Origin of the sequence: Kitasatospora sp. NPDC056138 (genome assembly GCF_042264695.1) — a bacterium.
Lineage (GTDB): Bacteria > Actinomycetota > Actinomycetes > Streptomycetales > Streptomycetaceae > Kitasatospora.
This window is the reverse complement of record NZ_JBHJVK010000042.1, coordinates 1-12,504: the sequence shown is the minus strand read 5'-3', so window position 1 is coordinate 12,504 and position 12,504 is coordinate 1. Positions and strand designations below refer to the sequence as shown.

At 72.8% G+C, this 12,504-nt stretch carries 11 protein-coding genes; 3 read left to right on the top strand and 8 right to left on the bottom strand.

The annotated features are described in order from the left end of the window. Positions 1-263: 263 nt before the first annotated feature. Complete coding sequence (locus ACFC1R_RS23955; RefSeq protein WP_375941874.1) at positions 264-785, bottom strand: GNAT family N-acetyltransferase; 522 nt, start codon at positions 783-785, stop codon at positions 264-266. Positions 786-1,246: 461 nt separating this feature from the next. Here ACFC1R_RS23955 and ACFC1R_RS23950 point away from each other — a divergent pair, with 461 nt between their 5' ends. After that, on the top strand, positions 1,247-1,756 hold the full coding sequence (locus ACFC1R_RS23950; RefSeq protein WP_375941775.1) for a GNAT family N-acetyltransferase: 510 nt from the start codon (positions 1,247-1,249) through the stop codon (positions 1,754-1,756). A gap of 132 nt (positions 1,757-1,888) precedes the next feature. On the opposite strand, the gene ACFC1R_RS23945 is transcribed toward ACFC1R_RS23950, so the two are convergent. Together ACFC1R_RS23945 and lepB are read right to left on the bottom strand one after the other, a co-directional pair. Next, on the bottom strand, positions 1,889-2,776 hold the full coding sequence (locus ACFC1R_RS23945; RefSeq protein WP_375941773.1) for a DUF6528 family protein: 888 nt from the start codon (positions 2,774-2,776) through the stop codon (positions 1,889-1,891). A gap of 180 nt (positions 2,777-2,956) precedes the next feature. Next, the gene (lepB, locus tag ACFC1R_RS23940) at positions 2,957-3,733 is read right to left on the bottom strand and encodes a signal peptidase I (protein ID WP_375941771.1); all 777 of its coding nucleotides are present in this window, start codon (positions 3,731-3,733) and stop codon (positions 2,957-2,959) included. 430 nt (positions 3,734-4,163) lie between these two features. On the opposite strand from lepB, the gene ACFC1R_RS23935 reads away from it, so the two are divergent. After that, positions 4,164-6,212 (top strand): trehalose-6-phosphate synthase, encoded by a 2,049-nt coding sequence (locus ACFC1R_RS23935; RefSeq protein WP_375941769.1) that lies wholly within the window; start codon positions 4,164-4,166, stop codon positions 6,210-6,212. 83 nt (positions 6,213-6,295) lie between these two features. Here ACFC1R_RS23935 and ACFC1R_RS23930 read toward each other — a convergent pair whose 3' ends face one another. The 5 genes from ACFC1R_RS23930 to ACFC1R_RS23910 form a co-directional block, all read right to left on the bottom strand. Then, on the bottom strand, positions 6,296-7,357 hold the full coding sequence (locus ACFC1R_RS23930; RefSeq protein WP_375941872.1) for an N-acetylglucosamine kinase: 1,062 nt from the start codon (positions 7,355-7,357) through the stop codon (positions 6,296-6,298). A gap of 275 nt (positions 7,358-7,632) precedes the next feature. Then, complete coding sequence (locus ACFC1R_RS23925) at positions 7,633-8,520, bottom strand: ABC transporter permease (protein WP_375941767.1); 888 nt, start codon at positions 8,518-8,520, stop codon at positions 7,633-7,635. Next, the gene (locus ACFC1R_RS23920; protein ID WP_375941766.1) at positions 8,480-9,472 is read right to left on the bottom strand and encodes an ABC transporter ATP-binding protein; all 993 of its coding nucleotides are present in this window, start codon (positions 9,470-9,472) and stop codon (positions 8,480-8,482) included. Before ACFC1R_RS23920 ends, ACFC1R_RS23925 begins: the two co-directional genes overlap by 41 nt. Then, positions 9,469-10,017, bottom strand: coding sequence for a MarR family winged helix-turn-helix transcriptional regulator (locus ACFC1R_RS23915; RefSeq protein WP_375941764.1), 549 nt, complete (start codon positions 10,015-10,017; stop codon positions 9,469-9,471). Before ACFC1R_RS23915 ends, ACFC1R_RS23920 begins: the two co-directional genes overlap by 4 nt. Positions 10,018-10,311: 294 nt before the next feature. Then, positions 10,312-10,707, bottom strand: a complete 396-nt coding sequence (locus ACFC1R_RS23910; RefSeq protein WP_375941762.1) for a hypothetical protein — start codon at positions 10,705-10,707, stop codon at positions 10,312-10,314. A 287-nt stretch (positions 10,708-10,994) separates the two neighbouring features. On the opposite strand from ACFC1R_RS23910, the gene ACFC1R_RS23905 reads away from it, so the two are divergent. Continuing rightward, positions 10,995-12,504: purine-cytosine permease family protein (locus ACFC1R_RS23905; protein WP_375941760.1), on the top strand; the 1,510-nt coding region annotated here is incomplete at its 3' end.

The following is a 12,504-nucleotide window of genomic DNA, read 5'->3' as shown; positions in this document are numbered from 1 at the left end:
CACTCAACAGGCGGTCCTGCAAAACGAGTTGAACAATTCGGCACAAGCCGGGACCATCGCGCCGTCGGGTCGGGCGGGCCGGGGGCACCGCGCGGAGCCGTCGAGCGGGCGGAGTTTCATGGTGTGGAACGGGACCTGCCGGCCGGGCACCGGGCCGCCGCGGTCGCAGCCAGCCGAAGCGTCCGACCTGAGTGCGCCGAGCTGCCGACACCCGCCAGGTCAGACCCCGACGCATTGCCGACACGACGTATCGCTCCCGCCCCCTACGGGTGGTTCAGGTCGAGCTGCCAGCGGATCTCGCCGTCGTGGAGTCCGTCCGTCGGCCGCAGGCCCAGGGCGGTGGCGATCGCGGCCGAGGCGTGGTGGTCGGGGTGGATGTGCGCGATCACGGTGGTGAGCGGTGCGGCCGGGGCGAAGGGCTGCTCGGTGAGGCGGGCGAGCAGGGCACGGGCGGCCTCGGTGGCGTACCCGTGCCCCTGCCACGGGGTGCCCACGACCCAGGCCAGTTCGACGGTCGGTCCGGTGACGGTGGCCTGGACGGTACCCACCAGGCAGCCCTCCTCGCGCAGGCGCAGCACCCAGTTCAGCCAGCGCACTCCGGGTTCGGGAGAGCCCGCCGTCAGCCGCTGGTAGCGGGTGCGCAGGGCCTGCGGGGTGTGGGGCTCACCGCCGGTGAAGGCGTGCAGCCGGGGATCGCCCAGTACCTCGGCCATCTCCTCGGCGTGCTCGACCCGGAGCGACAGCAGATCCAGGCGCCCGGTCGACGGGAGGTCGAGCGCGGGCACGGGCGGCCGGGCGGCCAGCGAGCGGGCCTCGACATGGGCCGTCCGCTCGGCGAAGACCCGGCGCGCCTCGGGGTTGAGGGTGCGCAGCGCGACCAGGGCGGCGAAGATCACGTCGCAGAGCTCGTGCTGGACGTCGTCCCAGGTGTGCGTCACACCCTTGCGCGGGTTCTGGCCGGTCGCACCGATCACCGCCTGCCCGACCTCGCCGACCTCCTCCGAGAGCTTGATGATGCGCAGCAGCCGCTCGTCCCCGGCCGAGAGCGGGCTCTCACGGTCGAGCCAGTCGACCAGGCGGTCGACGGTGTCCCAGGTGGTGCTGTCCATGTGTGCCGGCTCCTTCGGAAACGGGTGCGACCCCTACCGTACGGGCTGCGCGGGAACGCCCTCCGGCCGCCCGTACGGCCGCCGACCGTCGGGTTAACGGGTTGCCGTCCGCGGCGCCGGGCGGGCAGGCTGCCGACATGATCGGGCTGCGCGTACTGACCTCGGACGACTGGAAGATCTGGCGCGAACTGCGGCTGGCCTCGCTCGTCGAGGCGCCGGACGCGTTCGGCGCCCGGCTGGCGGACTGGCGGGGCGAGGGGGACCGGGAGGAGCGCTGGCGCTCGCGTCTGGAGATCCCGGATTCGCACAACATCGTCGCCCTCCTCGACGGCACCCCGGCCGGGATGGTCAGCGGAGTCCCGACCGAGCAGAACGACGTCGCCGAGCTGATCACCATGTGGGTCAGCCCGCCGGCCCGGGGCCGGGGCGTCGGGGACTTCCTGATCCGGGAGGTCGAACGCTGGGCGGCGCAGCGCGGCGCCGCAGTCCTCCAGCTGTCGGTGGCGCCGGGCAACCTCCGCGCGGACACCCTCTACCGCCGCAACGGCTTCCTCGCCACCGGGACTCCCGGCGAGCCGCTGCCCGGCGACGCGGGCTGGGAACGGCGGCTGGCCAAGCGGCTGGTCGGGCAGCACCCGGCAGGCTGACGGCCTGCTGGGGCCTCAGCCGACCCGGTGGACCTGCACCCGGTGAACCTGCACCCGGTGGGTCGTGCACTCGGCGGGTCCTGAACCGGGCGGTCGGTAGGGGGGAACCACAGGCGGGAACCAGGCGGGCAGTCACCAGGGCAGCCAGGGCAGCCAGCGGGCCTTGTAGACCGCCGAGCCCGGCAGGTGGACCAGGCCGGTCGGCCGGTGGAGGCGGAGCGTGGCGGTGTCCCAGGGCTCCGGGTTGCCCGGCTCCGGGCGGGTGGTGAGGATCTGCCCGGTCGCCGGGTCGTCGCCGACGCTCTTCACCGACGACAGGTGTGCGAGGTCCGGATCGGGCGGGGGCAGGAAGGCCAGCCTCCTGGTGTCGAACTGCCGGACCCCGGCCTCCCCGGTGACCCAGAGCCGGCCCGGGTGCCGGGCGACGTGCTCCAGGTCGTGGCCGCCCGGGACGGCCAGTGGCAGGCGCAGCTGTTCGGTGAGTGCGGGGCTGCGCCGGTCCCCGGTCGGGCGGAGCGCGAGCAGGTGCTCGGCGCCGAGGGCCCAGAGCACCTGCCGGGCGTCGTCCCAGCAGACCCCGTGCGCGCCGTGCAGGGCGAAGGCCGTGCAGGCCACACCGCGCGGGGAGGTGCTCGCCGGATAGAGGCGGACGGTGCCCGGACTGCTCGCCGCCACGGCGATGTGACCGCCGGGCAGGACCTCCAGGCTGTGCGGGTTGAGATCCGGCAGTCGAGTCGCCCAGAGGACCCGCCCGCCGGGGAAGGCGACGACCGCCGCCAGCCCGCCCGAGGCGCAGGTGAGCAGCAGTCGCTTCCCCCGGTACCAGCGGGGTTTGACCTCGCTGACGAGCTGCCAGCTGTCCGCCGGGACGAGGTCTGCCAGGTCCGACTGCGGCGACCACCGCCAGCGGACCGTCCACTCCGGGCCGCCCCGGTCCCCGCCGCCGGGGCGCGGTCCGCTCCGGAGACCGAGTGCCAGCAGCTGCCCGGTGGCCTGGTCCCCGGTGATGATCGTGCTCATCCGACCGCCCTTGCCGACTCGATCCGGCCTGACCGGATCCGGTCCGACTGATCCGGCCCGTCCGAGCGGATCCGCCCGAGCCGGACACCGCCCGAGGACGCCGGCCCGGCCCGGTTCAGGGCGGATCGTCGGATTCGGTGCGGAACCGGCTGTTTCGGGCCTTACCGTACCGCCCGGCGGCTACTCGGTGCGGCGCGGCGCGTCGGCCCCGGGCGGCGTGGGATCCGCGGCTGCGGTACGCCGGCGCCTGAGCCAGAGCGTCAGCGGCACCGCGGAGGCCAGCCCCAGCAGACCGGGGGCCTCGGCCTCGGGGGCGTCGGCCGTGGCGCGCGCCTGGAGCCGGGGCTGGTCGAAGGTGGCGGGCTCGGGCAGGGTGGCCCAGTGCGTGACGGGCCAGGCCACGACGACGGCGCGGCCGACGACGTGGTCCAGCGGGACGAAACCGTCTCCCGCGACGGCGAGTTGGTGGTAGCGCGAGTCGGCGGAGTTGTTGCGGTGGTCGCCCATCACCCAGAGCTTGCCCTCGGGCACGGTGACGGTCCCGACCGAGTCGTTGTCGCAGGGTGTCGCGCCGGGGTAGAGGTAGGGCTCGTCGAGCGCGACGCCGTTGACCGAGACGGGGGAGCCCGCCGTGCACTTCACGGTGTCCCCGCCGACCGCGATGACCCGCTTGATCAGGTCCTGTTCGTCGGCCGAGGGAACCAGCCCGACCAGGCTCAGGGCCCGGTGCACCGCGCCGACGTGCGGCACGGGCTCGTCCTTCAGCCAGTCGCCCGGATCGCGGAAGACGATGACGTCACCGCGTGACGGTGTGGAGCCCAGCCACGGCGTCAGTTTGTCGACCAGGACCCGGTCGCCTATTCGCAGGGTGTTCTCCATCGACCCGGACGGGATGTAGAAGGCCTGGATGAAGAAGGTCTTGATGACGAAGGCGAGCGCGAGCGCTATCCCGATCATGACCGGAATCTCCGCCCATGCTGGACGTTTCACCCGGTCCCGGGCGCGCGTTCCTCGAATCCGTCCCCACCTGCGACCCATCAGGAGCTCCCCGTACCCATGTCCGTACCCGTGCGTGCGGGGGCGCGTGGTGCGTTCCCCCACCTCTCCAACGTGTGATGGTTCCCGGCGCGCCGACCAGGGCGGATTGCGGCGCGGTGCCGGTCGGTCCCCGGTGCGGTGCCGGTCGCTGTCCGGCCGTCGGTGAAACGGCTGCGGAGCCCCGTTCTCCCGGCCGGTCCAGGTACGGGATCGATTTCTGACACTCCATCATCAAGAGCGTTAAGCATGGGGTATGAATAGATGTCCGGTCGGCGCTGACGGTTGGGGGACGCGGCGATGAGCCGCACGGTCGTTCCCGGCAGGCCCCCCGCCGACGAAGGGAGCTCGTGTGCCGATCCTGGTCACCGACCTCGACGGAACCCTGCTCGGTGGAGACGCGATCGACCGGCGCCGCCTGCGCGACGCGCTGGAACGCCACCCCGAGGTGACGGTCGTCTTCGCCACCGGACGCTCACTGCCCTCCGTGCGCGAGGCGCTGGAAGACCCCCTGGTGCCGCGACCCCGCTGGATCATCGCAGACGTCGGCGCCAGCGTCCTGGACGGTGTGGACCACACCCCGGTCGAGCCCCTCCAGAGCGAGCTGCGCGGCGACTGGCCCGGCACCGGACACATCCGTGCCCGGCTGCGCCGCTTCCCCGCGCTGAGCTACCAGGAGGGCGTACCGCAGGACGGCCGCTGCTCGTTCTTCGTCCACCCCGAGGACCTCACCACCGACATCACCGAAGCCGTCGAGGAACTGGGCTGCACCTGGGTCTACTCGGCGGACCGCTACTTCGACGTGCTCCCCGGCGGCGTGTCCAAGGGCAGCGCACTCGCCGCGCTCGCCCACCGGCAGGGCTGGCCGACGGCCGGCATCCTGGTCGCCGGCGACACCCGGAACGACCTGTCCATGTTCCGCCTCGGTGCGCACGGCGTGGCCGTCGGCAACTCCGAACCCGCGCTGATCGCCGCGCTGGAGGGCCGGCCGGCCGTCCACCTGCCCCGGGAGCAGGGCGCCGCGGGGGTGCTCCGGGCGCTGCTGGAGCTCGGCTGGGTCGAGACCGGCTCGCCCCTGGTGATCGGCTACCACCGCCCGCCGGTCAGCTGGACCCCGGAGGCCGAATGGCAGGAGCCGTCCAGCCCGAACGGCATCCTGCCCACCCTGCGCAGCCTCTTCGGCGGAGGACTGGACGCCACCTGGGTGGCCGCCGCCGTGCTGGCCGAGGACGAGCACGCGGCCCGGCTCGACGGGCACGGCACCAAGATCCCGCTCTCCTTCCTGCGGCTGCGCCCCGACGAGTGGCGGGCCTACTTCCACCGGGCGTGCAAGGAGGCACTCTGGCCGGTGCTGATGTCCCAGCCCGGCCGGCTGCGCTTCGACCCCGCCGCCTGGGAGCGCTACCGGGCGGTCAACGCGCGCTTCGCCGAGCGCATCGCGGACGAGGCGGCTCCGGACGGCACGGTCTGGCTGCACGACTACAACCTCTGGCTGGTGCCGGGCATCCTCCGGGAGAGCCGTCCTGACCTGCGGGTCGGCCTGTTCCACCACACCCCCTTCCCGGCGCCGGAAGTCTTCGCCCGGCTACCGGTCGCCGACGAGGTCCGTAGCTCGCTCGGCCGACTCGACTGGGCCGGCTTCCACACCGAGACCTTCGCCGAGAACTTCCGGGCACTCCTCCCGGACGGTGCGCGGCCGAGGATCGGCGTCCACCCGCTGGGCGTCGACCGGGAAGCCATCGAGGCACTGGCCCGCAACCGGGTGCCGGGCATCCGGCGCGGGGACGGCCGACTGGTGCTCTCCGTCGAGCGGCTGGACTACACCAAGGCGCCGGTCGAGAAGGTCGACGCGGTCGAGACGCTGCTGGCCCGGCGCCCCGAGCTGCGCGGACGGTTCCGCTTCCGGCTGGTCTGCGCCCCGCCGGAGCCGGGCATCACCGCGTACGACAGCACGCTGCGGGAGCTCGAACGGCGGGTCGAAGAGGTCAACCAGGCCTGGAGCGAAGGTGGTTGGGAGCCGATCGACTACCGGCCCCGCTCGCTCTCGTTCACCGAGGTGGTGGACCACTACCTCGCCGCCGACGTCCTCTGGATCACCTCCTTGCAGGACGGGATGAACCTGACCGCCAAGGAGTTCGTCGCGGCGCAGGCGGCGGCCGGCCGCTCCGGTGTGCTGGTGCTCTCCCGGTACGCCGGAGCAGCCGAGGAGTTGGGGCCGGCCGCGGTGCTCACGGATCCGAACTCCCCGGACGACCTCGCCGGCCGCCTGGCCCTGGCCCTCTCCCTCAACCCCGCCGAGCGGCGTGCACGGCTGGCCGACCTGGCCGGCCGGCTCGGGCACCGTCACCCGACCGAGTGGGCTGCGGAGATCATCGCAGCCATCAGGACCCCGGGCACCTGATCCCCCGCGCACCTGCGCACCCGCGCACCCGCGCCTCGACGCCCACGCTGGGCGGCTGGCTGAGCGGCCGGGTGGCCGGGCGGTCATGCGGGCGGCGGCCACGGGAGCGGCGCCGGGTACGCCGCCCGGAGTCGCTGCCGGGCCGCCCGGCCGCCGTCGGGGCGGCAGGCCGAGAGGTGGTCGAGGCCGAGGAGCGCGGCGCCGAGGACCGGGGGAGCGGTCACCACCCTGATCTCGGCGAGCGGTGCGCGGTCGGCCAGCCGGTCGGCGACGCTGTCCAGCAGCAGCGGCCGGTACGCGGCCAGCACCCCGCCGCCGAGCACCAGCGGCGTCGGCGTCCCCAGCAAATCGAGCCGGGTGAGCGCGACTTCGGCGAGCCGGACGATCTCGTCGGCCTGACGGTCGACCAGCTCGAGCGCGGTCGGGTCCCCGGCCGTGGCCGTGGCGAACAGGAGCGGGACGATCTCGTGCAGTCGCGTACGCCCCACCTCACCGAGGTGGACGGCCTCGGCGAGCCGGGTCGCGCTCGGCAGGCCGAAGTGCGCGGCGATCGCGGGTGCGAGTCCGGTTGCCGGACCACGCCCGTCCTCCGCCCGTACGGCGTGCCACATGCACTCCACGGCCAGCACCTCGCCGCCGCCCCAGTCGCCGGTCAGCCGTCCGAGTGCGGGGAACCGGGCGGTCCGGCCGTCCGGGAGCAGGCCCACACAGTTCGCCCCGGCGCCGCAGACCACCGCGACCCCGAACGGGTCCTCCGTGCCCGCCCGCAGCACGCCGAAGGTGTCGTTGCGGACGGCCACCGACCGGGTCCAGCCCTGCTCCTCCAGCGCCTTCCGCAGCCGCTCCTCCTCTATCGGCAGATCGGCGTTGGCCAGGCACGCGCTGGTGTGCTCGGCCACCAGGCGCTGCCCGGCCGTCGCGTGCGGGTCCGCCCCGGTGTCCCGTTCGGCCGGCGTGCTCCGCCCCGGCGGCAGTCCGGCCTGTGCCGCAGCGGCCCGGACCAGCGGGGCCAGTGCGGCGACCGCAGCGTGCGCGCCGACCACGTGCGGCCGGAAGCCCCCGCCCCGCGCGCTGCCGAGGACGGTGCCGTCCTCGCCGAGCAGCAGGACGTCGGTCTTGCTGTTGCCCGCGTCGACGGCGAGCACGCCCGGCAGGCCGTGCGGGGCGGGCGGGCCGGGGGCGCGGGTCGACCGGGACGGGCCGGGCGGGCCGGGAGTGCGGGTCAGTCGGGGTGCGGCAGGCAAGCTGATTCGGCCTCTCGGGTCGACCGGTGTTCCCGGACCGGGGTGGGGCATCGGCACGTCCGCCGAACGGCGCGGCCTCCGGCGGCCTCCGGCGGCCTCCGACAGCCGCAGACGGCCGCCGGAGGCCGCCGACGTGTCGAGAACTCCTATTGTGCCGGTCCGAAAACCCGGTCGGCTCAGCGTGCCAGACGACCCATCAGGGCGGAGGCGACGCCGATGCCGACCAGGGCGGCGAAGGCCAGCACCGCCAGGTCGAGGCCGAGGTGCGCGGGGGTGCCGAGCAGCAGGCCGCGCAGGGCGTCGACCTCGTAGCTGAGCGGGTTGCCCTTGCTGACCGCCTGCAGCCAGCCGGGCATCAGGGCCACCGGGTAGAGCGCGTTGGAGGCGAAGAACAGCGGCATGGTGATGGCCTGGCCGATGCCCATCAGCCGGTCCCGGGTGAGCACGATCCCGGCGATCGACACCGACAGGCAGGAGAAGAACGCCGAGCCCAGCACCACCACCACGGCGACTCCGGCCAGGTCCAACGGGTTCCAGCTGAGCGAGACGCCCAGGGCGGCGGCGATCAGCAGCACCACGACGGCCTGGATCAGCGCCTTGACCCCGGCGGCGAAGGCCTTGCCGGTGACCAGCGCCGAACGCGGGGTGGGGGTGACCAGCAGCTTGGTGAGGACCCCCGAGTCGCGCTCCCAGATGATCATGATGCCGTAGAAGATGGCGATGAACATCGCGGACTGCGCGATGATCCCGGGTGCCAGGTAGTCCAGATAGGGCACGTCGCCGGTGGGAATCGCCCGGATCCGGGTGAAGGTCTCCCCGAAGATCAGCAGCCAGAGGGCTGGCTGGACGGCACGGGTGTAGAGCTCGGTCCGGTCGTGGCGCAGCTTCTGCAGCTCCACCAGGCACATGGCGAGCATCCGGTTGACCACCATCCGCCAGCCCCGGCGCGGCTGCGGCGGTACCAGCAGAAGGCTCGCCCGCTCCGACGCGGAGTCGGCGGGCACTGTTCCGGCCGGATCCCGGTCAGCCGACGCGGGACGCGGTGTGGCGGGTACGGCGGACATCTCTGAAGTCGCCTCCGTCCTCGGTGGATTCCCGGCCGTCGAGGCCGCTCCCGGCGTAGTGCCGGAAGACGTCCTCCAGGGTCGGCGCTGCGGCGGTCGGTCCGGTCGGTCCGATGGCCGACCGCTCGGTGGTCGACAGCTCCGCGGTCGACGCTGTCGCCGTCGGTGGTGCCGCTGTGACGGGATCTGCGGCGGGCCGCCCGGCGGAGACGGCGGCGCGGCCGAGCCCGGTCCTGAGTTCCTCCGGCGTGCCGACGGCCCGGATCCGCCCGCGGTGCATCAGGGCGACCCGGTCGCAGTACTGCTCCGCCTCGTCCATGTAGTGCGTGGTGACCAGGACCGTCATCCCGGTGGCCACCCGCACCCGGGTGATGTGCTCCCACACGCTGGTCCGCGCGATCGGGTCGAGCCCGATCGTCGGTTCGTCCAGGATCAGCAGGCGCGGTGCGCTCACCAGGGCCTGCGCCAGTTCGAGCCGGCGCACCATGCCGCCGGAGTACGTGCCGGCGAGCCGGTCGGCGGACTCGGTCAGTCCGACCGCCGCCAGCACCGCGCCGACCCGGTCGGTGCGTTCGCGGCGCGGTACGTCGAAGACGCGGGCGAAGAGCGCGACGTTCTCCCGGCCGGTCAGCCCGCTGTCGGCCGAGAGCTGCTGGGGGACGTAGCCCAGCAGCCGCCGTACGGCCATCCGCTCGCGGGCGCAGTCGTGGCCGAACACCTCGACCATGCCCGCCGGCACCGGCAGCAGCGTGGTGATCACCCGGATCGCGGTGGTCTTGCCCGCACCGTTGGGCCCGAGCAGGCCGAACACCTCCCCGGGCCGGACGTCGAGGTCGACCCCGTCGACGGCCCTGGTGCTGCCGAAGGAGTACCGCAGCCCGGTGCAGCGCAGGGCTCCCGGGCCGGTGGCGCCCGGTGTCCGGTGGCGCTGTGCCTGCTCCGTCGCCGTCATGTCCGGTCTCCCTCCTGGCCGCAGTGCTCCTGCTCCAGCCGTTGGGTGTGCTCCTGGCGGCACTGCTCCGGTAGGGGCTCATCGTCCTGCCGCCGGCCCTCGGTGTCCTGCCGCAGGCTCTCGGTGAGCCTGCGCAGCGCGGGCAGCGCCGCCGCCAGGGCCGCCCGGTCCTCCCCGGTCAGTTCGGCGAACCGCTCCCGGACCAGCGCGCTGCGCCGGGCGTCCCAGGCCCGCAGCCGCTCCACGGCCGAGGGCGTGACGTACAGCAGTGCGGCGCGGCGGTCGAGCGGATCGGGTTCGCGGCCCAGCAGCCCGGCCCGGACCAGCTGGTTGACCAGCGTGGAGACCGAGTTGTCGGCCAGGTACAGCTCCTCGGCCGCGGCCGAGACCCGGATCCCGGGCCGTGCGGCCACCAGGCGCAGCAACTCGACCTGGGCGCCGCGCAGTCGTGGTGCGGTGAGCCCGCTGCGGAGCCTTCGCCGCAGCACGCGTTGGAAGCCGACCAGCTGCTCGGTGAGTTCGCCGGCCAGGTCCTTCGGCACCATACTCCCGATTTTAGCTCTCAGTGAGAGCTAACGGCAGGGGGCGCAAGGGAGTTCGCGGGCGAAGCCGGGTGAGCGGCACGGCCGCCGGGAGGCGCCCGGTGGAGCTGTCTCGCGAGCGGGCGGCGGAGCCGGTGGTGGCCCGTCGGAGGGTCGGGTCCCCCGGCCGGCGTGCCGTCCGCGTGTGGTTCGCGCTCTTCGCCGCCCTGCACAGGGCCGCTCTCGTGCAGCGGGTGCGAGCGGGCACGGCACGAGCGGGCGCAGCGGTCCGCTCGTGCCGGGGGCGTGCCGGGGGCGTCAGAACCAGCCCAGCGTCTTCCACGCGCTGTCCGGCAGAATGGAGAAGACGCCGGTCGGCAGCAGGGTCGTGAGCCCGCTCACCGGCCAGTACCGGGGCCCGCGGAGTCCGGTCATCCTGCGCACCGCGAGATTGACCAGGAACCAGAGCCCCAGGCAGAAGCCGAGCACGACGGTCAGGAGGATGATCCAGGGCAGGATCCCGTCGTTGTCGTTCGGGTCTCGCGTCCCGAGTCCGAGCCAGACGAGCGGGTAGTTGCGGCAGAAGACCACGACCATGCCCAGCGGGAGGACCCCGAGATATCCCAGGCCCAGGTTGGCCGTCACGGACGCCAGCCAGGAGAGCGGCCCTCCCGCTCCGCCGTCCGCCCGGTCGGGTGCCGTGCCGTCACGCATGGTGTGCCCCCACTGTCCGGGAACCGTCCGGAACCGTCCGGAACTGTCCAAACTGTCCAACCATTGTGTCGTCGGGCCCGGAAGGGCCCTCGCCGAGCGCCCGATGCCGTGTCCCCAGGCCCCCCGCCAGGCAGCGTAACCGACAGTGTGGTTGCCGTCCCGATCCGTCAGCCGGTCAGATTTTGGGCAAACCAGGATAGTTGCCACTCTGTGACGCGCGTAGACTGCACAGCGTACCTGTCTGGTGCACGCGCCCAGACCCGATTACACCTACGGAGCCCCCTCATATGGACACTCTGTCCACCGCCGACTCCGACGGCGCCATCGAGACCCGAGGTATCGAGCCAGTACCGGACAGTGAGCGGCACGGCCGCGTCCGCGAGCTCTTCCCGACCTGGGTCGCAGCCAATATCAGTGTGTTGTTGCTCACCATGGGTGCGGCCCTGGTGGTCTTCAACGCGCTGAACTTCTGGCAGGTCCTGATCGTCGCCGCGTGCGCCGCGACAGCGTCGTTCGGCATGGTCGGACTGCTGTCGGTCTCCGGCAAGTGGGGTGGCGCGCCGGGCGCGATGCTCTCCCGCGCGACCTTCGGTGTCCGAGGCAACCTCTTCCCGGGCTCGATCCTGTGGGTCGCCCGCTTCGGCTGGGAGACGATCAACGCGGTCACCGGCGCCTACGCCGTGCTGACCGTGCTGGACCTGCTCTTCGGCATCAAGAGCAACACCGTGCTCATCGTCGTCACGCTCTTCGTGTTCGTCGCCTGCACCTTCCTGGTGAGCGGCATGGGCCGCAAGGCGCTGAACGTCTGCAACAAGTGGTCGACCTACCTGTTCGGCGTCTTCAGCATCATGGTGCTGGTCTACCTGATCGCCAACATGAACTGGGGCGAGGTCTTCGCCAAGCCCGCGGGCACGACCGCGATGCTGATCACCGGTATCGGCACCATCGCGGCCGGCGGCATCAGCTGGGTGCCCACCGGTCCCGACTTCGCGCGCTACCTCCCGCACGCGGCCTCCGGCAAGAAGATCGTCGGTGTGACGGTCTCCGGTGCCGCTCTGGTGATGGTCCCGATGGTGCTGATGGGCGGGGTCATGGCGGTCGCCACCCCGGACCTCGCCAAGGCGCAGGACCCGGTCTCCTTCCTCGGGGACATCCTGCCGACCTGGCTCGCCGTGCCGTACCTGCTCACCGCGATCGTGGGCATGCTGCTGATCAACAGCCTGTCGATGTACTCGGCCGGGTTCACCGCCCAGACCATGGGTGTGAAGCTGCCGCGCGCGATGGCGGTCAGCATCAACGCGGTGATCTCCCTGGTCGGCGGTCTGATGCTGATGCTGGTGGCGAAGAGCTTCCTCGGCTCCTTCATCACCTTCCTGATCCTGCTCGCGGTCTCCTTCTCGGCCTGGATCGGTGTCTACACGGTCGACATGCTGCGCCGCCGCTCCCGCGCCGTGCGGTACGACCCGGAGGGCCTGATGGACACCGGCCGCACCAGCCGCTACTGGTACGTCGGCGGCTTCTGCTGGCAGGCGATGACGGCCTGGACGCTCGCGCTCGCGGCGGGTGTCTGCTTCACCAAGTGCGACTGGTTCACCGGCCCGTTCGCCTCCACCCCGGTCGGTGAGTACGGCCTCGGCTGGGCCGCCACCATCGTCATCTCCGCGCTGATCATGGCGCTGCTCCCGGCCCCCCGGGAGAACACGGAGAACACGGAGAACACGGAGAACACGGAGAACACGGAGAACACGGAGAACACGGAGAACACGGAGAACACGGAGAACACGGAGAACACGGAGA